15 protein-coding genes and 2 pseudogenes are annotated in these 21,333 nt (G+C 62.2%); 5 read left to right on the top strand and 12 right to left on the bottom strand.

The annotated features are described in order from the left end of the window. Nucleotides 1–65: 65 nt before the first annotated feature. On the bottom strand, nt 66–3,392 hold the full coding sequence (gene traA, locus BS629_RS10835; RefSeq protein ID WP_077988203.1) for a Ti-type conjugative transfer relaxase TraA: 3,327 nt from the start codon (nt 3,390–3,392) through the stop codon (nt 66–68). 255 nt (nt 3,393–3,647) lie between these two features. Here traA and traC point away from each other — a divergent pair, with 255 nt between their 5' ends. The 4 genes from traC (at nt 3,648) to BS629_RS10815 (ending at nt 6,966) form a co-directional block, all read left to right on the top strand. After that, nucleotides 3,648–3,941, top strand: a complete 294-nt coding sequence (traC, locus tag BS629_RS10830; protein ID WP_011654562.1) for a conjugal transfer protein TraC — start codon at nt 3,648–3,650, stop codon at nt 3,939–3,941. A gap of 4 nt (nt 3,942–3,945) precedes the next feature. Next, nucleotides 3,946–4,161, top strand: a complete 216-nt coding sequence (gene traD / locus BS629_RS10825) for a type IV conjugative transfer system coupling protein TraD (protein WP_011654561.1) — start codon at nt 3,946–3,948, stop codon at nt 4,159–4,161. Next, on the top strand, nt 4,148–6,079 hold the full coding sequence (traG, locus tag BS629_RS10820) for a Ti-type conjugative transfer system protein TraG (RefSeq protein ID WP_077988202.1): 1,932 nt from the start codon (nt 4,148–4,150) through the stop codon (nt 6,077–6,079). Before traD ends, traG begins: the two co-directional genes overlap by 14 nt. Nucleotides 6,080–6,516: 437 nt before the next feature. Beyond that, nucleotides 6,517–6,966, top strand: coding sequence for a thermonuclease family protein (locus BS629_RS10815; protein WP_077988201.1), 450 nt, complete (start codon nt 6,517–6,519; stop codon nt 6,964–6,966). A 243-nt stretch (nt 6,967–7,209) separates the two neighbouring features. Here BS629_RS10815 and BS629_RS10810 read toward each other — a convergent pair whose 3' ends face one another. Next, complete coding sequence (locus BS629_RS10810) at nt 7,210–7,524, bottom strand: hypothetical protein (RefSeq protein ID WP_064251367.1); 315 nt, start codon at nt 7,522–7,524, stop codon at nt 7,210–7,212. A gap of 443 nt (nt 7,525–7,967) precedes the next feature. Here BS629_RS10810 and BS629_RS10805 point away from each other — a divergent pair, with 443 nt between their 5' ends. Then, nucleotides 7,968–8,276, top strand: a complete 309-nt coding sequence (locus tag BS629_RS10805) for a WGR domain-containing protein (RefSeq protein WP_018482047.1) — start codon at nt 7,968–7,970, stop codon at nt 8,274–8,276. A gap of 62 nt (nt 8,277–8,338) precedes the next feature. On the opposite strand, the gene BS629_RS39175 is transcribed toward BS629_RS10805, so the two are convergent. The 10 genes and pseudogenes from BS629_RS39175 to BS629_RS10760 form a co-directional block, all read right to left on the bottom strand. Next, on the bottom strand, nt 8,339–8,512 hold the full coding sequence (locus BS629_RS39175; protein ID WP_018482048.1) for a hypothetical protein: 174 nt from the start codon (nt 8,510–8,512) through the stop codon (nt 8,339–8,341). Nucleotides 8,513–8,804: 292 nt separating this feature from the next. Continuing rightward, nucleotides 8,805–8,966 carry a hypothetical protein gene (locus tag BS629_RS39170; RefSeq protein ID WP_018516739.1) on the bottom strand — a complete coding sequence of 54 codons (162 nt, stop codon included), beginning with the start codon at nt 8,964–8,966 and terminating at the stop codon, nt 8,805–8,807. Nucleotides 8,967–9,265: 299 nt separating this feature from the next. After that, nucleotides 9,266–9,577: a DUF736 domain-containing protein gene (locus tag BS629_RS10795; protein ID WP_018482050.1), complete on the bottom strand. Its 312-nt coding sequence runs from the start codon at nt 9,575–9,577 to the stop codon at nt 9,266–9,268. Between the two features lie 635 nt (nt 9,578–10,212). Beyond that, nucleotides 10,213–11,139 (bottom strand): ArdC family protein, encoded by a 927-nt coding sequence (locus tag BS629_RS10790; protein ID WP_077988200.1) that lies wholly within the window; start codon nt 11,137–11,139, stop codon nt 10,213–10,215. A gap of 291 nt (nt 11,140–11,430) precedes the next feature. Next, nucleotides 11,431–12,015, bottom strand: coding sequence for a hypothetical protein (locus BS629_RS10785; RefSeq protein WP_077988199.1), 585 nt, complete (start codon nt 12,013–12,015; stop codon nt 11,431–11,433). Nucleotides 12,016–12,417: 402 nt separating this feature from the next. After that, nucleotides 12,418–12,615 (bottom strand): annotated as a pseudogene (locus tag BS629_RS39700) (DUF7007 domain-containing protein); the annotation flags it as partial. Between the two features lie 132 nt (nt 12,616–12,747). After that, the gene (locus BS629_RS10775) at nt 12,748–14,571 is read right to left on the bottom strand and encodes a ParB N-terminal domain-containing protein (RefSeq protein WP_077988198.1); all 1,824 of its coding nucleotides are present in this window, start codon (nt 14,569–14,571) and stop codon (nt 12,748–12,750) included. A 506-nt stretch (nt 14,572–15,077) separates the two neighbouring features. After that, nucleotides 15,078–20,177, bottom strand: a complete 5,100-nt coding sequence (locus BS629_RS10770) for a DEAD/DEAH box helicase family protein (RefSeq protein WP_077988197.1) — start codon at nt 20,175–20,177, stop codon at nt 15,078–15,080. Nucleotides 20,178–20,293: 116 nt separating this feature from the next. Beyond that, nucleotides 20,294–20,679: pseudogene (locus BS629_RS10765) on the bottom strand (DUF3085 domain-containing protein). A 10-nt stretch (nt 20,680–20,689) separates the two neighbouring features. Continuing rightward, the gene (locus BS629_RS10760) at nt 20,690–21,295 is read right to left on the bottom strand and encodes a DUF1419 domain-containing protein (RefSeq protein ID WP_077988196.1); all 606 of its coding nucleotides are present in this window, start codon (nt 21,293–21,295) and stop codon (nt 20,690–20,692) included. Nucleotides 21,296–21,333: the final 38 nt, after the last annotated feature.

Genomic DNA, 21,333 nt, shown 5'->3' with positions numbered 1-21,333 from the left:
AAAAATGATTCCAGCCGCTCGTCGTTGTTCCGCGGTCATCGCCCGCCGCGTTCCAGCTCCCGCGGTCATTTCAGCGAGAGCCCCTGGCTCTTCGTCTGACGCAGCGTCTCGGCCTGCTTGAGCGCTTCGGTCGTACGCTCATGAGAGCCAAGTTGCTGGACCGTGCGCATGGAATTCCACGCGGACTGGACCTCGGCCTTCTGGCCAGCCGTCATGCCCGATGTGACGGTCTCGAAGGTCTTGCCACTCGTGTCTTTCGCGGCCAAAGGCAAGAATGTCCGTTCCCCGAAACGCTCGGACACAGCCTTGGCAAATCCTTCGAGTTCGGCTTTCACCATCTTGTCGGCCAGCGCATATTCGAGGCCGGCCGGAAGATCGTTGCGATCGATCGCATCGCGCACGCGTTCGAGCGTTTGCTTGGCGGCTGAAGATAGCGCCGGGATGTCGACCGAAACCTTCAGACGGACTGCGCGCTCCTCTGTCTCGTGTTTCAATTCGGCCTCGGTCCGCTCACGAAGGTAGCGTTCAAGATTTCGGGCGAGCGCCGGTACATTGGCGAGCGCTTTTTCCCGGTCCTGCTTGTCGCCACGGCTCGCGAGAAGACCGGTCTTGCCCTTGAGCGCGCCAAAGCTCTCCGGCTCGCCGGCAATCCTTGCCAGGGTGGACTGCGCGACCGACTGGTCCTTCAACATGGTATCGACATTGATCGCCTTGAAGGCAGCTTCCGGCTTCGCGTAGACAAGCTGGAAGCGGGTCGAGACGTCCTCCCATTGCTTCTTGAGCCCGGGATCGGCGGCTAGCTTGTCTTCGACAGCCTGGTCGAGCGATTTCGGGAAGGTGGTGATGCCTGATACCATGGGCTTGGCCTCCTTGATTGTGTCCGGGATGGAGTGTTTGTTGCTGCCGCGAACCAGTCCTAGCGCCGGGCCGATGGCGGCAAGACGTGCGCCGAGATCGGCGAGCTTTTGTTTCTGCCGGACGGTCCATTCGAGCCGATCGCGAGCGATCGTGCGGGCGACGTTGACAAGATGAAGGCCCCGCGCTTCCGCGAAGCGCAGCGCTTGGCCGTAGAACGACGCCTTCTCGTAATCGAGGGTCGTCTCCTTGGCATTCCTGCGCGACAGGATCGGGATCAAACCGCCGGCTTTGGCGAAGGAGCGCCGGCCGTAATAGACGGCGAGATCCTCACGGTGGCGCGTCATGGCCACATAGGTGAGATGCCTGTCCAATGAAAGGGAAGCAAGCACCTTCACCCGGTCGACGGTCGCGCCCTGGCTCTTGTGGATCGTCGTCGCATAGCCGTGGTCGAGGTTGTTGTAGAAGCGCTGTTCGATCGTAACCTGACGGCGGTGCTCGGCGTCACCGATCTCAGCGACGATCCGGCCGGGTGCAGCCTCAAGCACCTTTGCGAGCATGCCGTTCTTGACACCAAGGCTGCCCTCGTTCTTGAGGAACACGACCTGGTCGCCGGCCGCGAACATGCGAGTTCCGCCCTCTGTCTTGAACGCAAATCCGTCCGCGACGACGCCGCGTTCGACCAGCTTGGCGCGGGCCATATCGTTCAACATCCGGACGTCGCGGCGAAGGTGTGCGAGGATCAGGCTGGTCTTCGAAGGGTCGTAGTCCCGGTCCCAAGCTGCGATCAGGCTTTCGACCGCCTCGTCCTTCAGTCTCAAACCAATCATTCGACCATAAGCGGCGTAGGCGTCGACAGCCTTGCGGATATTGCCACGCGCCAGATCGAGCGAGGCATCGCGCATCCATTGCTGGCGCTGACGATAGATTGTCTCGAGTTCGGCATAGCCGATGCGATCGGCGATCGCACGAAAGGCGGCGCCTGCTTCGATCGGCTGCAGCTGTTCCGGATCACCGACAAGGACGAGCTTGGCGCCAGCCTTGGTTATGGTTTCGACCAACAGCGCCATCTGCCGTGACGACACCATGCCGGCTTCGTCGAGCACGAACACCGTCTTGTTGTCGAGCTGGTTGCGTCCCTGGTTCCAGCGAAGCTCCCACGATGACAACGTGCGCGATTGGATGCCTGCTTCCTTCTCCAATCCCTCGGCGGCTTTGCCCGCCAAGGCGCCGCCGACGACACGATAGCCGGCCGCTTCCCATGCCTCGCGCGCAGCCTTCATCATCGTCGTCTTGCCGGCGCCGGCGCGACCGATGACAGCGGCGATCCGCGCGGCCCCGGCGACATGTTCGATCGCCGTTCGCTGCTCATCCGACAGACGGGAATGGCGCGCAAATGTCGCTTGCAGCACCGTCTCACGGACCCCACGGGAGGCGCGACCGGAGAGCCAGATCGCACGGTTGGCCATCTCGGCTTCGAGCCGGATCATCTCGCGCGTGGTGTATTTCGCCGCCTCCCGGACCCCGGTCGCAAGATTAATCCGCTCGCGTTCGAGCCGGAGCGCTTCCGGGCTCTGCAGTATCCTCACCATCAGGCTTTGGAAAAGCCGGGCATCGTCGATGTACCGGTACAGGACCTTCGCTACATCGCGCTCGTCAAAGACGCTCTTCTCCCGCGTGATCAGCTCAAGCACGATCTCGGGACGACGCCGGATGCGTCGAGCATTCTCACTGCGGCGCTCCTCCTGAAGCTCGATGCGTTCGAGTTTGGGAGTCGAGGTCTCCGACTTGTGGTCGGATTGCTCGGCCTTGCGCTCGATGGCTTTGGCGCCGACGCCGAGGTGAATGGTTGGCTCGAGGTCGATACCCTGCTTTTCGAAGGAACGGCCATCGATGCGGATATCGAGGCCGGCAAGCGCCAGATGTTTGTTCTGGCAGGCAAACCAGCCGTCGCGAAACGCATTGAAATCCTCAGTGCTACCGGCCCACAGCTCATAGACGATTTTGCCTGCGTCATTTCGGATTGGCTTGCCGTCCGGGCCGAGCACGGCGACCTTCTTCGAACCGAAACCGTCTTCGGTCAGCGGGCGCAATGTGGTCATGAGGTGGACGTGAGGATTGCCCGGGGCGTCGTGATAGACCCAGTCCGCGACCATGCCCTTCGCGGTGATGTGGCCCGCCACAAAGTCGCGCATGAGCGCGATGTTCTGCTCGGCAGACAGCTCGAGCGGCAGGGCTATGGTAACGTCCTTGGCGAGCTGCGCGTCGGATCGCTTCTCGAAGCCCTCCACCTTGTTCCAGAAGGACTCGGATGCGCCGGCGACCGAGCGATCGGCAGTCATGCTGCACACCCATTCCGGCGCGTCGGCAGGGATCACGAACTCCTCATGCAGGAGCCCCTGCTTTCGCGTGTAGTCGATCGTCCGGGCTTCCCGCTCGAACTCCATCTTGGCGCAGTGCCGGTAGGCCGCCGACAGCACCGCGCTGCGGCCGGAGCCACGCGCGACGACGCTGACGGAGAAGTGAGGGACGGCCACGGCGGAGTTCTCTCCCGGTTGCGAACGAAATCAAAAGGCTCGTCGGGAGCGGCCGCCCCACGAGGCTCTCTCAGCAACACGTCGCGCCAGCGACGTATAATTGCGCCCTTGGAAGCCGCTCCTTCGGAACGGCCGGGATCATTCCCGAAAGCATCGCCCTTGGCGATTGTAGGATTCACAGTAGTGCGTTCCGCACTCCGGTCCGAAAAACTGGGTTCGAAAGACAAGCTTTCGCACCCAGGGAGACAGACGGACATGAAGAAGCCATCCGCGAAACTTCGCGACGAAATCGCCAAGCTGCAGGAACAGCTCAAGATCGCCGAGACCCGGGAAGCGGAACGCATCGGACGGATCGCGCTCAAGGCGGGCCTTGGCGAGATCGAGATCGACGAGGCGGAGCTTCAGGCAGCGTTTGAGCAACTGACCAAGCGATTTCGCGGAGGGCAGGGCGCTACGGCCGGAAAAGAAAGGGGAGGGGCAGCCGTCGTCTCGCAGCAAACCGCGCCGGTCACGTCTGGCGCGGGCGCGGGCAGCGCTGGCGAGGCTTGAACGCATGGCGAGGACGATGACATCCGACGCCCGCAAGAAGGACACGCGAGAAAAGATCGAGCTCGGCGGACTGATCGTCAAGGCCGGTCTGCGCTACGAGAAGCGAGCGCTGTTGCTGGGCGCGCTGGTCGATGCAGCGCGCCGCATCAAGAGTGACGATACCGAGCGGTCCAGGCTCACGGCAATCGGCGTGGAGGCCTTCGGCAATGACGATCAATAGGATTGCGCTCGTCGTCATGCCAGGGACGTTGATGATCCTGGTCGTCATCGGGATGACAGGGGTAGAGCAGTGGCTTTCCGGTTTTGGCAAGACCGAGGCCGCGCGACTGGCATGGGGGCGGGCGGGCATCGCATTGCCCTATGTGGCCAGTGCGGCGATCGGAATTCTGTTGCTGTTTTCGAGCGCCGGTTCGATCAATATCAAGCAGGCAGGTTGGGGCGTCGTCGCGGGATGCAGTGGGACGATCTTGATCGCAGCCATTCGCGAAACAATGCGCCTTTCCGCTTTCATGACAGTACCCGCCGACAAGACGGTCTGGGCCTTTCTCGATCCAGCGACGTCGATCGGCGCGAGTGCGGCGCTCTTATGTGCCTGCTTCGCGCTTCGCGTCGCGCTCATCGGCAATGCGGCATTCGCAAGGGCCGAGCCAAAACGCATTCAGGGCAAGCGGGCGCTCCATGGCGAAGCGGATTGGATGAAACTGACGGAGGCAGCAAAGCTGTTTCCCGATGCCGGTGGTATCGTCATCGGCGAGCGCTATCGGGTCGACAAGGACAGTGTCGGGAGCCAAGCGTTTCGCGCCGACAGCGCTGAGACGTGGGGCGCCGGCGGCAAGTCGCCGTTGCTGTGCTTCGATGGCTCGTTCGGCTCGTCGCACGGGATCGTCTTTGCCGGTTCCGGTGGCTTCAAGACGACGTCGGTGACGATCCCGACGGCACTGAAATGGGGCGGCACGCTGATCGTGCTCGATCCTTCGAACGAGGTCGCACCGATGGTCTCCGTGCATCGCGGCGGAGCCGGAAGGGATGTATTCGTCCTCGATCCAAGGAAGCCTGACATCGGTTTTAACGTGCTGGACTGGGTCGGTCGTTTCGGCGGGACGAAGGAAGAGGATATTGCCTCGGTCGCCTCATGGATCATGAGCGACGGCGGAGGCGTGCGTGGTGTCCGTGACGACTTCTTTCGCGCATCGGCGCTGCAACTGCTGACGGCGCTGATCGCCGATGTCTGCCTGTCCGGCCGCACGGACGAGCACGACCAGACGCTTCGGCAGGTGCGCATGAACCTCTCGGAGCCGGAGCCGACATTGCGCAAACGGCTGCAAGACATCTACGACAATTCGGGCTCGGATTTTGTGAAGGAAAACGTCGCAGCCTTCGTCAACATGACGCCGGAAACTTTCTCCGGCGTCTACGCCAACGCGGTCAAGGAAACACACTGGCTTTCCTATCCGAACTACGCAGCACTCGTGTCTGGAAAGAAGTTCGCGACCAACGAGATCGCGTCCGGCAATACGGACGTCTTCATCAACATAGACCTCAAGACATTGGAGACCCATTCCGGTCTTGCGCGCGTCATCATCGGCTCGTTTCTGAATGCGATCTACAATCGCGACGGACAGATCAAGGGGCGCGCCCTGTTTCTCCTCGACGAGGTCGCGCGCCTCGGCTACATGCGGATCATAGAGACCGCTCGCGACGCCGGTCGCAAATACGGCATCACGCTGACGATGATCTATCAGTCGATCGGCCAGATGCGCGAAACCTATGGCGGCCGCGACGCGGCAAGTAAGTGGTTCGAGAGTGCCAGCTGGATTTCGTTTGCCGCGATCAACGATCCCGAAACCGCCGATTACATCTCCCGGCGCTGCGGCATGACCACGGTCGAGATCGACCAGGTGAGCCGGAGTTTCCAGGCAAAGGGATCATCGCGCACGCGCTCGAAACAGCTTGCCGCCAGACCGCTCATCCAGCCGCATGAAGTTTTGCGCATGCGCGCCGACGAACAGATCGTCTTCACCGCAGGAAACGCCCCACTCCGATGCGGACGAGCCATCTGGTTCCGGCGCGACGACATGAAAGCATGCGTCGGCACAAACAGGTTTCACATGGTCGGGGATACGCCAAAGCCTGCATGATCCAAGCCGGCGCGCGGTGCAACCGAGCAAGGCTGATCCAGAAAAATGAAGAGTATCGGAGAAATCAGCATAGCGACGCCCGGCGGGCGGGATTTCGGGAATTCTCGTTGCGTGACGGGAGGAAAACAGGGCAGCCGCAGGAGCCTCAACATAGTGGCCCGAAGGGGAGGCGGGATCGACTGCCCCCGCCCGTCGCGCACCATTTTGCCGGCCACACCGCAGCCCGGAGCCAAGCTCCTCCGTAAACGCAGATGAAACCGGGTCCGACATAGGTTGAGACGAAACGAGGGGATCGGAAAGTGGCGAAATCAAATGTGATTCCGTTTAGAAAGCCGCCGAAGGCCGGAGGCGGTCGCGACCGGCAGCGCGCGGGTGGAGGACTGCTGAGATCTGGCCGGAACAGATGGCGTAAACGCTCGACGGCAGTTCTATGCACCGTGATCATTGCTGTTGGGGGTTGGCTTGCCTATGGCGGCGCCGACGTTCTTCCCGATCTCGCCACTTTGACCAAGAAACCGACGACGGATTCATTGTCGACCGCATTTTCGATCTGCGACGGAAGCCATCGAGCGAACTGCGTCGTCGACGGCGACACATTCTGGTTCAACGGCGAGAAAATCCGCATCGCCGACATCGATACGCCTGAACTCAGCCCGCCCCGGTGCGAGGCGGAACGGATAAAGGGTGAGGCGGCAAAATCCCGCCTGCTGACGCTGCTCAACGCTGAAAAATTCTCGCTAGCGGCCGGGTTCCGTGACGAAGACAAATATGGACGCAAACTGCGAACCGTATTTCGTGCAGGCAATTCGCTGGGCGATGCCTTGATCAAGGAAGGGCTTGCCCGATCATGGGATGGTGCCCGACACGGCTGGTGCCAGGGCGGGTGACAGCCATCATCACCTTCCCTGCACGGGAGAGGGATAGGGGTTTGGGGAAAGGGAGGAGGGAACCGTCTCCCTTTCTCCCTGGGAGGAAGTTTGAAGGAGGGGCATTGCCCTTCCTTCATGGGGTGAGATCGAGAGGGGCGGCAGAGCCCCCCTTTCATAGCCGCTCCGCTCGGTCGATCCGGCTGGAGGGGCTCATGTGAATAGGCAAAGACCAGAGGCGACAAGCCGCCTCTGGTCTCGACCTCAGTCGCTCGGATCGAAAGGCTCTTTGTCCTCAAGGCCGATGTGCCATCGTTTGTCGGACCACCGCGACGGGAGGTAGATCTCATCACCGCCGAAGTGCGCAATGATGATCTCGCTGGCCTCGTGGAACAAACCGAAATCGACCTTGTTGTCGACTGCCCAAAGCAGCGCTGCAGACAGAAACTCCCGCGAGATATCGGCGGGAAGATGCACTTCCGCATCAAAATTTCGGCGCAGTCGTTCAAGCCAATCCGGCTGTTGATCCGGCCGCTTCTGATCTTCTTCCACCACACGAGCGAATTGATGCTTTGTCATCAGAGTCTCCTTTTCGTTTTCTGACGAAAGGTGTCGGCACCGTAGTCCGTGAGGGGTCAGGGACCGCGGAACGCGGCCGCCCTGCGGCGAGCGGAGGAACCGATTTTCTCTGTGCCGCTTGCGGCGTTGGGAAAATTGGAGGGGCCGCGATGTCCTTGACGCCGGAACGGCGGGTGCAAAATGGGACGTTAGAGAGAGATAGAACCGCGTCCTGAAGGGACGCGACCGCTTGCCATCTCCGATGGCGACGGGAGGCTCCGGCTGTCTCCGGACAATGAGATTTCGCAGAGGCATGCTTCTTGCTGCGAGAGGATCGTAACCCGGCGGGGCGGAGACCGCGTGCGGGCTCCGGTCGCGGTGCGACCACAGCCGTGCGCCATCGGCGCCTCGCCCAAGCCCCATTCTTCACGAAAATGAATCGGTCGCATCTGTAGGATTCACATATGTCGTTGGACGTAGCGGCGCCGTGTGACGATCATGCCGGCATGATTTCGCAACCATACCAGCTCTATGTCGAACGAACGGATCCAGCCAAGAACATGGCGCGGTATTATGCCATGGAGATCGAGCAGACGATGTTCGGAGAGGCCTGCCTGACCCGGCGATGGGGACGGATCGGCAAGCGTGGACAGGAAAAGCAGCATGTGTTCGAACGGGAGGAGGAAGCGGTTCGCTTGTTCCTTGAGCTGTTGAAGCAAAAACGTGGTCGCGGCTATCGGCCAAAAACAACCTGCCGATATTCGCCGAGCTGACGATGATTGTGTTCCGCGTTCCAGCTGGTAGAGGAGGGGCCGCTGAAGCGGCCCGCGGCGTGTTATTCGCGCCGGTTCCAGTCGGTCTCGAACGACGCCTCGATCTCGACGAAGAACGGAATCTTGATGGCCAGTTTCAGGCCGAGTTTCCCCTTGCGGAAGTAGTGACAGATCACCTTGCCGAGGGTGCGGAGCCGACGGCCGGTGGCGGTGAGGAACTGAGCGAGCTGTTGCACGGTATTTTCTCCTTTCGAAATGCGGATATCGCGGGGATAGGCCGCATGGCGGACAAGGAGGGACGCACCTGAAAGGACGAAACGAGAGTGAAGGACCTGCCGGCGCCAGAATTTGGCACGCGAGGAGCCGCAATACGGCGGGGAAAATTCTGGCGCCGGCAGGTTGCGGGCGACGGACGGGATGCAACATCCCCGATGTCGATGACGGTAGATCGAAAGGAGAGTCGCAGCGGATCGCCCCTCTCGGGATCCTGGATGCCGGCGGTCCCCCAATGCTGGTGGTATGCCGCCCTCAGAAGGGCGGCTCGGCGTCGATGGAACCATCCTGTTCGCCAAGCATCATGATCAGCTCGGCCTGGGCGATTTCGAGCTCGGCTTCGATCTCGCGACGCTCGGCGGGCTCGATGCAAGCGTTCAGCTCGGCGCGCAGTTCTTCGATTTGTTGTTCGATCATCGTCATCTCCTTGATGTTTGAGAAAGATGACGCCCGCCGGCGTGGCGGTGGGTCAGGGTCAAGGATCGCGCATGCGACCGCCAGCGGCGGTGAGTGGGGGAGCCGAAATGCGCCGGCATTTTGGGGGAACCGCTCGTCCTTGAGGCTGTCCCGGCTCCACGGCACGATAGGCCCGATATGAGCAGACCCCCACCTCTCCGTATGGCACCCTAAAAGTCGGCCGCGGGCTCGACGCCCGTTGCCGGCTTTCTTAAAGCGGCCAGTTGGCCCCGCCTCGGTGGCGGGGCCTTGTTGGGATCTCAATCCCGATTGGGGCGGGACCAGATCAACTGGTAGCCGTCCTCGCCTTCGACCTCGGAGAGCGTTGCGTAGATCGGGGCGGGGAAGCTCGGGTCGTCCAGCTTGACCGAGAGATAGTCGCGGTCGCTCTCGCCGGAGCGCTTCTGCCAAGCCGCACCCAGCTCGACATTGCCGGCGTAGATGCGGAAGTGCGGGCCCTTGTCGGAGGGGCTGTCGACGCGGGCGATGCGGGCCTTGACGTTGAGTGCGAGGGTGCGGATCGAGCCGGTGAAGCCGTTTTCGTTTGCGGTGAAAGTGCCGATGGTAGCCATTGTCTGTTCCTTTCGGTTGTTTCGGGCCGCGCCCTTCGCGGCCTCGATGGCTGTCGCAAGGATCGGGGACGATCGGACCGCACCTGGAAGGCCGTAATGAAATGGAGGGCGGTCGGGAGAAACTTTGTTGTCGCGCGAGGAATGCGAACGCAGTTCGCTGGGGAAGAAAGTTGCGGACGGCCGTTGCGGGAGAACGATCGAGGCGAAGCCGGTCTCCGATCAGACATGCCTCATCGAGCCCGCGGAGGGCGTGGCCTATGACAGCGGTGGAAGGAACTTGGTCATGGCCCTCGCCGTGCGTTGCCCCGGCAGAACAGCCCGGCCGCGAAGCCGTTCCCCAGGTCTCTAAAGCATAGCGTCGGCTTCGGATGCGACAAACTCGGCCGTCCGGGCAGTTGTCTCCTCTCATCAACGCAATATTGTCGGGCCGCGATTCGTCGCCTGGAGGATCTATGCGTCAGCAGACAAAGCCGTTTACCGTCGAAATCAAGCAGTCCCGAAAGCTGAAAGCCAACGATCGGAAACCATCGATCTGGGGGAGGCTGGACCTCACGTCCGATGAGCACGCGCTCGCGGAGAGAGCGCCGAAAGAGCTGTCGGCCGTTGCGGGTGACAACGACCGACCTTGACGTCTCCTACGCGGCCGCTCTCTCGTCGGCCTGAACGGGCTGGAGACCGTGCAGGAAGCTGACAGCACGCTGGGCATGCGCCGCAGCTTGGAAGATAGCCCGCTTGTCGTCAGATAGAACCTTCAGCCACGAGTCCAGGTAAGACGCATGGTCCGGCCGTGGCTCCAGCTCCGGTGCGATCCCGAGATCGGCGCATAGGAAGCAACTCCCGAGCTCCGCAATCAGCTCTTCGCGAGCCCGCTCGGTCTTGTCCTTCGCATAGCGGCTAAGATCGCGATCGACGCGATCGGGGCGCGCAGTCCAATGGCAACTTTCGTGACTGAGCGTGGCCACGTAGGACGCCGCGTCTCGGAATGTCTCGAACGGCGGCATCTGGATGTGATCCGTGACCGGAGAGTAATAAGCCTGCGAGCCGCCATGCCGAATGACGGCGGCCGTGTTCCTGAAAAAGTGATCTGCGTGCTCGACGCGCTCGACAGGATCGAGCACCTGTGTCGGTCGGTGATGGTAGTGTTCGGGCAGCCTGTCGATCTGTTCGATGTTGAAGACCGTGTAAGCCTTCAGAAACGGGATCTCCCGGTCGACTTCTTCACCATCGCCGTCCGCCTCGGACTTGGTGAAGCGGCCGGCGAAGACGACCGTCGAACCGGTCTCGCCCTTGCGCACCGCCGCTCCCAGTTCGAGCGCCTGCTTGAACGTCATCCACGTGGGTGACGTGAAGCCGCGCGCCATTCCCTCCGACCATAACAGAAGAATGTTCATGCCCGAATAGGGCTGACCGTTGTGGCGCAGCGGCCGGGTAATCCGGCCATCCGTGTTGGCCGCGTGCCAGGGTTTCATCCAGGGTTTTACGCCCTTTTCGAGATCGGCAACAATTCTATCCGTGATCCGCGCATAGATGTCGGCGCGTTCGCCTTCGGCTTTCCTGCTCATGTCGTGATCCTCCGTTTGGAGGCCGCCCCGATCGCGGCCCCGTCGCGGAGGTCCGAAGGCAGGAGCGATCAGGTGGTCGGCCGCACCGGAACGGCCGGAACGGAGTGAAGGACGGCAAAGCCGTTGTGGCAGACCGGCGGCTCCTGCAGGACCGCCGACAAGGACGAGGCCGCGTGGCGGGCAGGGCTCTTGTTTTTCCTTCCGTTGACATGGAAAAGGCCGGTCCCAAAGGAACCGGCCCAAGGATCAGTGAGAGGGAGATGGCGGAGCCGAAGCTCCGCCGGAAGCGCCTCAACCGAGAGCCGCCATCTGTGCCTCGGCCGCCTTGCGGTCGAGCGACTGGCCTGGATTGTCGACCGGGCGGTCGAAAGGCTTCCAGGCTTCGCCGATGACGTGGCGATAGGCTGCGACTGCGCCCTCGGCGGCCATCCGCAGCGCGTGGGACTGTATGCCCATGTCGGCAGCGAATTCGCGTTTGCGCTGGGCGGCGCTGTCGTAACCCACCGGGCCATTGAGATCCTCGTCGCGGGGATCGTTTGCCGATTTGGCGGTCGCGTCTCGGGCTTCGGAGACTGCTCGACTGTAGAACAGGCCGGCGCCGTGCGCCGAGCCGACATACGCACCGACGATACGCTGGAGATGGATCTGCATCGCCTTCTCACCCAGACCGTCCGAGAGGCTGTCGGCGGTCTCAATGATCAGGCGCTCGTGGAGTTCACGGATGCCATCGCTGTCGACTACAGCGGTTCCGAAACTCTCAGCGATCAGCATTGCCTGCGCAGTGTCCGGGCATGTGAGCCTGACCATTTCGAGGGTGGTACCCTTGCGGAGCGGCACGACGCGGGCGGCAGGTCGATTGGTTGCGGGCTTGGCCATGGGATCTTCCTTTCGTGGTTTCACCGAAGCGGCACCGGCCCCTGCCGGTCTGCCCTTCGATGCGGTCGACAGGAACCGGCTAAGGACGGGCGCTTTCACAGGTCCGGGACGGCCGGGCGAGCGAAACGGGTTTGCGGACAAGCGGGGTAAAGCCCTGCGAAGGACGCGAACCCGTTTTGCGAGGGAGGCTGCACCGGCCGCTTCGCGGCGCGCCAGCGGCCTTTAAACGACCGGCCGCCGGTTCAGACCGCAGCGAAAACGAAGGGCAGACCGGCGGGGGCGGGCTATGGCTCCGAACCCCCGGAGGAGAGAACCTCTTGCGAGCGACAGCCCGCATCCCTTCCTCCAGCTCGGACCAGCCGCCACGAAAGCCCCCATACGGTCGGACTCACGCCGCCGCACGCCCTGCGACGGTCCCCATGGCGTCGAGCAGTTCATCCGAACAGTCTGCCGGTGAAGTGCCCGGAGCTCGCGGCTGTGCTCGGCCTGTTCGAACATCCGTCCTTGAAATTCCGTCTCATCCGCAACGGCGCCATGATGCGAGTAGAAGTCGTCGCGCTTAAGCTCGGAAAGCGGCCGTGACACGCGCCAGGCGCTGATAGAGCCGATTGGGGCGAGGTCGTAAATCAAAGACGCGGACATGCGTATTCTCCTGTTTTGAGGTGAGGAAACAAAGCCGCCGCCGGTGATGGCCGGCGGCGGTATCGATCAGTACGGAGTTGTGGGGCAGGGTTACTCGGCCGCAATTCCGTAAGCGGTATCGGGATCCTCAGTGCCGGTGTCAGCGTCGGCTTCATCCAGCTCTTCGAGCTCGGTGTCGGCTGCGTTGCCTCCGACCTCGCCTTCCGGATCATGGGGTTTGTCGACCAATTCGGCTTCGATCGAGGGATCAGACTCACCGTCGGCACCGTCCTCGATGCCGCCCATCGGCCCGTCGGCGGGTGCATCGTCGTCATCGCCCCCATGCTCGGTGTTCTTGGCCAACCATTCGCTCATCTTCACGTCATCGGGTGCGAAGAGGCCAGACGGATGCACGAAACGCTCTTCCTTGAAGTGCTCGACAAGGGCAGCCCGGGTGTCCCTGACGCGCGGGCGGGGAGCGACACTCCTACCGCCGCAGGACGCTTCCAGTGCCGGACGCGATAGGCACGCGAGGAATTGCTCCGTGCCCATGTTCGGAAGATAGGTGTCGGCGCCTATGGCATCGCCGGCGATCCGGGCGACAATGCCGCTGTCCGTGCGGTTGGTCCGCGCCGACAGTGCGTCGATCAGGGTCGACCTGGCCACGACACGAAGCGTATCTGTATCGAACTGCAGCTTGCCGCTTTCACCGATCAGTCGGACGGCGTGCCGGGCGAAACGCTTGGAGCCGTAGAGATGGTTGGAGGTTTCGGAGCCGGAATCGACCGAGACGTTCTGCCCGGCGAATGCGAGGACGAGCAGCGCCAAGAGGGTATCGTCTTCGATCGGCGCTCGTGCCAGTGCCTCGTGCAGAGCGTCTGTGCGGAAATCGCCGATCATGTCGAGGCCGTTTCGGGTCACGTCGGGACGGGTCTTCCCTGCAACGTCGATGGCCTCGTTCGTGTCCTCGCCGCCGGGCGCGGTCGGATCGACCTTTCGCTTCGCCTTCTTGATCTCCGGCAACCGGAAATGGGCGGACTGCACCTTGCCCTCACGATCGAGATACATGGCGGTGCAATCGCCTTTGCCGGGCTTGCCGTAGATACGCTCCGCCTTCGGCGGCAATTGGGGTTGGCCCCAATTGTTGAGCTCGACGATGGAACCCTCCTTGGGAAGATTGCTACTCATCCATTCCTGCTGCGCACCGAGGAATGCTTCGACGTTGGTGGTGTAGCGGTTATCCTCGTCGGCCGGTCCGAACAGGTCTTCTGCCCACTCGATGCCGTAGGCCCGGCGGAGATCATCGCCGAAACTCGCATCGCGCGCGAACATGCGGGTCTTGGTGAGGCCGTTGGCGATCGCCCACCAGGATGCTGTCTCACTCTTCTTCGGCTTGTGTGCCTTCCAGACTTCCTTCTGCTCGTCGAGTGACGCTGCGGAAATCGGGCGAAGCTGCTGCTCGCTCGGCATGTCGCCCTTGGCCATGTGATCGAGCATCGCAGGCAGCACATTGGCGAGCAGACGAAGCTTGCGGATCTGTCTGACCGGCAGGGCCAGCGCAATCGCAATAGCTTCCTCGGTCCAGCCGAGAGCAACGAGGCGCTCGATGCCGCGCCATTGATCGACGGGGTTGAGCGGTTCGCGCGCGACGTTTTCGATCATCGAACGCATCGCGCCATTATCGTTGGCCGCCTCGACGACGATAACATCGATTTCCTCGATGCCGGCGGCGATGGCCATGCGGGTGCGCCGGTGACCGGCTTCGATGACATAGCCGTTGCCGCCGGCTTCGGCGAAAATGACGGGCGGCTGGATGACGCCGACGGCCTTGATGGTCGCAAGCAGCAGCGCGTCGGCCTGGGGCGTCGACTGCGACTGGCGCGTATTGTCGGGATTGTCCTTCAGCGCACGCGGATCGACCTTCATGAGTTGCATGGGAGTGTTCCTTTCCGGGGATGCGGACGCGGCCTTCTGCCGGTCCTTCCTGTCTTCATTTTTTCCTGAAGACATCTCCCGGAGCGCAAAGTGGCCTGACCGGCGCAACTGCGGGCGAGCTGCCCTGCCGCGAAGGACAAGCGGGGCTAACAGCCTTGCGAAGTACGAGTGGCCGGGCTGCGTAGGCCGCGGTTGAGCGCCAGCGGCGACGGGAGGACCGATCTGCGACCGGTTTTTCTTTCACCCTCTTTCCTGTTTTTTCAGACGGGCGATCCCATGCGAAGGTCAGAATTCGGGTTGAGCGGGAACAAAAAAATGGGCCGTCGGAAGAACCGAGGCCCATGAAGTGTGAAGGTTATTTAACCTCCAGAGGGGAACAGCCGTTGCGGCGGCACTGGGAGGAGACCGCCATGTGCATCAGCTGTGTGCACTATGATGATATTTTGATCAGATGGAAAACATTTATTGTGCAATGCACCTATGCACATGCTGCACTGCTTCCAAAATCAGGCTGACTCCCTGGCAGAGGCCCCTGCCTCGCGCGCCTCGGCCGCGAGTTCCGCCTCAACCTCCCGGAGCTGGCGACGCTTTTCGGCCAGCTCACTCGCGAAGGTAAAATCGCCACCCTGACGGGACTGGTAGGAAGCAAGACGCCGGCGCGCTTCCTCCAGCCGCTGGCGATAGCGTTCCCGCTCCCCGTCGAAATCATCCAGCGCATGCTCGAGGCGGAAGACGGCGCCGATCGGCGTCACCGTGACGGCGAGATCGATCTCGTAGTCCGCGCCCGTGCGCTGAAGCATGGTGGTGTAGCGATAACCGTCAGACTTGCCGAAGCGCTCGCCATCGTAGACGAGATCGAAGCCACCAATGGAGGCGACGACGATCTCGCTCTCCTGTTGAAGCTGGACGAGGGTGAGGATTTCCTTCATCAGCGCGCGGCCGGCTTCCTTTCGCTCGTCGTATGAAACGCCTGTGACGGTCATCGTAAAGGCATCTCCCGCAGTCGGAACCAGCCGCGCGATGTCCTTGCCGATCTCGCCGATCCGCCGGAGCGATACCTCGATGTCGCGTTCGGCGTCCCGGACCTGGCGGCGCACCGCGAACAGGTCGTCATCATGGGCGGCGCGCAGCCGTTCGAGCCGAGCGATATCGGCTTCGAGCCCGGCCTTCTGCATCAGGCGCTCGTCGCCCGAGGCAATCGCCTTGGCCATGGCAAACTGGTTGGCCTGGCCCTCCCCAAGGTCGTCCAACCTGCGGATCGAGGTGTCGCCGGAAAGGGCGGCGGCGATGAAGCGAGCCTTGCGCTCGTTGTTCTGCCACATCGCAGCATCAAGTGACCCTCGCGTGGCGTAGGCGAAGACGTCGACGACATCGTGCTGATTGCCCTGGCGTACGATCCTGCCCTCGCGCTGCTCGATCTGCGATGGGAGCCACGGCACGTCGAGGTGATGCAGCGCCTTCAACCTGAGCTGGGCGTTGACGCCAGTGCCCATGGTCTCAGACGAGCCGATCAGGAAGCGAACCTTGCCCGAACGGACGTCACCGAACAGTCGCTGCTTGGCCTCGGTCTTCTTGAAGTCCTGCATAAAGGCGATTTCCGACGCGGGCACGCCTAGGCGGATCAGTTCGTCACGAATCCAGCGGTAAGCGGAGAAGCCGCGCGTCTTCTCGACATTGATGGTGCCGAGATCGGAGAAGATCATCTGCGCCGCGCCTGGAAGTTCATAGGGCTTGCCGTCCGGACGAAGATAGGTGTTTTCGCTCGTTTCCGTCCAGATGCGAAAGGCGTTCTCGATGAGGAGATTGAGCTTGTTGTCCGGCTCGTCGTCGTTTGCCGGAATGACCAGGCGCAGGTCGATCGCCGCGTGTCGGCCGTCGGTGATGACGGACAGCAGGATATCGTCGCCGGGCTGCGCTGGCCCCTCTCGCATCTCAATCGCCTTGATGCGGCTGTCGAGGATCTGCTGATAGAGTTTGAAGGCCGGCGTCGGTTGCGCCGTCAGGATCTGCCGCCGTCCGGTCGAGACGTCCGGAACCTTGACATATTGCTTCAGGTCCTCCGGCATCACGACGTCGGCGAACGAGCGGAACATCGCGATCAGCTCCGGCACGTTGACGAAGCTCGCGAACCGGCTCACCGGCTTGTATTTGCCCGACGGCTGGATTTCGAGTTCGGTCGTCGTGTCGCCGAAGGTCGAGGCCCAGGCGTCGAATTCGTGAAGCCCGCGTTCGCGCAGCGCCTCGTGGCCGAGCAGGCGCTGGATCGAGAACATCTCACCGAGAGTGTTGGTGATTGGCGTGCCGGAGGCCAGCACGAGCGCGCGGCCGGGATTCTTGGTCTCGATATAGCGGGACTTGATATAAAGGTCCCAGGCCCGCTGCGATCCGTTCGGGTCGATGCCTTTCAGTGTCGACATATTGGTCGCAAAAGAGAGTTTGCGGAATTCCTGCGCCTCGTCGACAATGATCTGATCGACGCCAATTTCCGAGATCGTGAGAAAGTCGTCCTTGCGGGTTGAGAGCGCTTCCAACCGCTCTTGCAAGCCTTCCTTCAGGCGCTCGAGCCGCTTGCGCGACACCCGATCCTCGCTGTCCACCTTGGTCAAAAGCTCCTCGTAGAGCTCCAACTCTTCTTGGATCATGTGGCTTTCGAACGCCGACGGCACGGCGATGAACCTGAAGGCCGAATGGGTGATGATAACAGCATCCCAGTTGGCCGTGGCGGCTCGCGACAGGAAACGTGCCCGCTTGTCTTTGGTGAAGTTGGTTTCGTCGGCGACGAGGATACGAGCGTTCGGATACAGCGCCAGGAACTCGCGCGCCGCCTGTGCGAGGCAATGGCTTGGCACGACCAGCATCGCCTTGGCGATTAGGCCGAGCCGGCGCTGGTCCATGATCGCGGCTGCCATCGTCATCGTCTTGCCGGCGCCGACAGCATGGGCGAGATAGGTCGAGCCGGAGGAGATGATCCTCCAGATTCCACGCTTCTGGTGCCCATACAAAACAAAGGCGCCGGAGGCGCCGGGAAGCTTTAGATGGGAGCCGTCGAATTTTCGAGGCGCGAGGTTGTTGAAGCGGTCATTATAGACCCGCGCAAGCCCGTCGGTGCGGTCTGGGTCAGTCCAGACCCAGTTCTGAAAAGCCTCCTTGATCTTTTGCAGCTTGTCGCGCACTGCTTCCGTGTCGACGACATTCAGAACGCGGCGTTCACCGCCAACATCCTTGAACACGTCGAAGATCTGCGAAATCCGGCTGTTCAGCGCGTCGGCCAGCAGTTCGCCCGCGTGACGGCGGCTTGTGCCCCATTCGGAGGTGCCGCCGGCGCTATAGGCAAACTGGCGTGCCTCGACGGTCCATGACCCGAGTTCCGGCATATGGTGAATCCTGATGTCCACATCCATCGTTTGCTTGACGAAGGCGACGACATCGGCAGCCGGAATCCAGGGTGCGCCGAGACGGGCGGTGATATCCGACGGTCGGAGGTCGGCAGGCTGGACGTCCTGCAGCGCTCGGACATTGCGCTCAAACGCCGGATCGAGCGCAGCCGCCGCTTCGGCGACCGTGAGCTTCGTGCGGACCGGGCCGGAGAGATAGGCGTCGGAGGTCTGCCAGGAGCCATCCGCGGGATCGCGGAAGATGGCGTCACCGAGTTCGTCGATCACAGCATCCGGATCACGGTGCAGCAGCTCGGCAATATGCTCGGGATCGACGCAGCCACGCTCGTTGAGAACGACGGCGAGCGCGTCGGCAGCCGAAGTTATGACCGGCGGCGCGGGAGGAGAAATCACCCGCTCGGTGAAGATCGGACCAGGCTTCGCCGTATCGGTTTCGAGGTCGTAGTCCTCGATCGAGGCCACCAGCCAGCAATCGGGATCATCCAGGAACGGCTGGAGATTCGGCCGACGATGGGTTTCGCGGACCTCGCCGCTTTCCTCGTCCTCAGAGATCGAGACCGTTGTGTGGTTGATCGGCCCGAAGTCGCGGATGAAACTCGACCAGGCGATACGCAGCCGAACCTGCAGATCGCGCCACGGCTGGTCGCGTTCCTGCGCTTTCAGCACCTCGCGGACGGCGTCGCGGATCGGAATCAGCTTCTTGATGATCCGGACATGTTTTTCGGACAGGCCTTCGCCTGACCTGCCTTTTCGCACCGAAACCGCGAGCGGGGCTCCGTCGATCATTTGCATGAGACCGTGGCGGTTATTGAGGACGAAGCTGCCCTCGCGGACCTTGTCGTTGGCGGGGCGGAGGTCGACGATCTCGCCCAACTCCTCTTCCAGATCAATGTCGACCGACGTCGGCTCGCCGTCATACCGATCCTCAGGGAGAAGAGCGATCACGGCCTTCAGTGCCGTTTGCAGGTCTTCACCGGCGCGTGGCCGGCATGTATAGGTCTCGCCGAACGGGCCAGACGTTGAGGCGTGCTCGCCGAGCACGAAATCCGGGTGCCGCGCGAACCAGCGGTTTACGCGGATCGCCCCCTCGTCGGATGTCGCAGGACGAACCTCTTCGAGTTCGAGCCATGACAGATCACCCTCCGGCTCGCCGGCCTTGCGCTTGCGAAAAAACAGGATGTCCACGACCACATCCGTGCCAGCGTCGCGGCGGAAGCTGCCCTCGGGGAGGCGGGCCGCTGCGATCAGATCGGCAGACCTGGTGATATGCTCTCGCGCTGTGCTGTCCACCTTGTCCATCGTGCCGCTGCTTGTCACGAACGCGGCGAGTGCACCGGGCTTCAAGAGATCGATCGACCGGGCAATGAAGTAGTCGTGCAGCCGCAGACCGAGCGGACGGTACTGCCGGTCCGACCGAACTGTTCGATCGGAGAAGGGCGGATTGCCGATCGCGAGATCATAGATCGCGTTGAGATCGGTGCGCGCGAAGTCGGCGTTGATGATGCGTGCCTTCGGCTGAAGAAGCCGGACAATGCGCGCTGTTACCGGATCGAGTTCGATCCCGGTGACATAGCTTATGTCACGGAGCGCCGTTGGCATCAGCGCCGGAAAAAGGCCCGTGCCGATTCCCGGCTCCAGCACGCGGCCCCCGCGCCATCCGAGCCGCCGCAAGCCCGCCCAGATCGAGCGGACGATGAACTCGGGAGTGAAGTGAGCATATTGGATGCCGCGCGCGAGCGAAGCATAATCGGCGTCGGTGACGGCGCTTTCCAGCGAACTGCCGAGGTCACCCCAGCCTTCCTGGAAATCGACGTCGCCTGGACGCCGGAACATGCCGTTTGCGAGTTCCGATGCGCCAAAACCGGTAAAGCGGATCAGTTTCGCCTGTTCGTCACTGGTGGCGGGTCGATCCTGCTTTTCGATTTCGTTGGCGGTCAGGATGGCCACAAGATTCGCCTTCGCCCTTTGCTTCCAGTCGATCGCAAGTCCACGATCGCCATTGTCGAGATAGAAGTTACCCCGCAGGCCGTGTGTCCGCGGCGCCGGCTGCTTCGCAACTGGTGGAGGCAATGCCGGCGCAGGGGAGGGCGGCGGCGGATCGGGATCGTCGTCGTTGGCGGCGAAACCGCCAAACGCGGTGACGCCCAAGCCAAGGCCGGACGACAACGCGCTGCTTACAAACATATCGAGGGTGAAGGGATCGTTGGACATTGAAGACTCCTTTTCGAGGATATGCGCCATCGCCCGCAGGACAGGTCCCGCGGGCGATGGCGGATGAATGAGGTGAGGAATTTGGATCTGGTTCGTCCGGCTGCAGCGATCGCGAGCTACGAGCGCGTGACTACGGAGAACTGCATGGTTTCCGACGTAAACTGCGCCCGCAGATGCGTGGGTTCCGGGGTTGTGGAAAGCATGGCTTCAAGGCTCGCGCCGGCGATGAAGACGATCCCGTCGTCTCCCTCGAAATACCGACGCTTGTAATGCCAGCAGTCCGGATCGGTCTGCGGATCGCACTCAGCGCCCTTTGACCTTCTGCCGGTTTGCCATTGGACAGCAGATAGACGCCTTCGTCGCCGACGATCCACAGACCTGGCCGTTCGTCCTTACCCGGGAGTAGACCATAGTGGGGGTTGCGGAAGCCGCCATTGGCTTCCGCGTCGGTACGTCCGTGCACGATCACCGCACTGACCTCGACCACGCTGAAAGTGAACATGGCCTCCCCCTCACGCGGCGATCTGGGAGGGAAGGTGGCGAAGATGCACCGGCAGCTTCGCAGCAGTCTCCCCGTCCGTGAGTTCGTCGAGCAGCTTCAGCAAGGTGCCTTCGTTGCCGCCATAGAGTATGACGGTGCGCTTGCCGCGAGCGGACTGCGGCCACTCGTCTCCGGCATAGCCGCGGTAATCGCCGGCAGTGATGCTCCAGATATGCTCGAGCCGCTCTTGCCGCGTCATCGCCCGGACCGCTCGGCTTTCGCGCTCGATGATGGCGACGCGCATCGTTTCGACGGATGCCTTACCGGAAAGATCGCAGTAGCCATGGAAATATCGGATGGACGCCTCGATCCTGAGCGCGAAGAATACTGATGTCACCGAGCCAGTCATGAACTCGCGCATCGCAAACGTGGATCCTCGGATCCACAATGGTGGAAGGACCTCGAACATGTAGTCATGTTCGGTCTCGCCGATCTCGAACCATTCGCCCGAGTAGAACGGCGCGGCATCACCATCCCAACGCTTTGGGCGCTCCGCGTGGCGGTCAAACATGCGGAACATCTGTTGGCGGCTTGCGACGCCCTGGAAAACCCTGGTGGTTGCGGGAGAGGGGATCATCTGCGGCTCCTTGCGCGTTTTCGGACCGAAGTGCGGCG

Source organism: Rhizobium leguminosarum bv. viciae USDA 2370, from assembly GCF_002008365.1.
Taxonomy (GTDB): domain Bacteria; phylum Pseudomonadota; class Alphaproteobacteria; order Rhizobiales; family Rhizobiaceae; genus Rhizobium; species Rhizobium leguminosarum.
The sequence above is the reverse complement of the archived record's forward strand: the minus strand, read 5'-3'. Positions and strand labels throughout refer to the sequence as shown.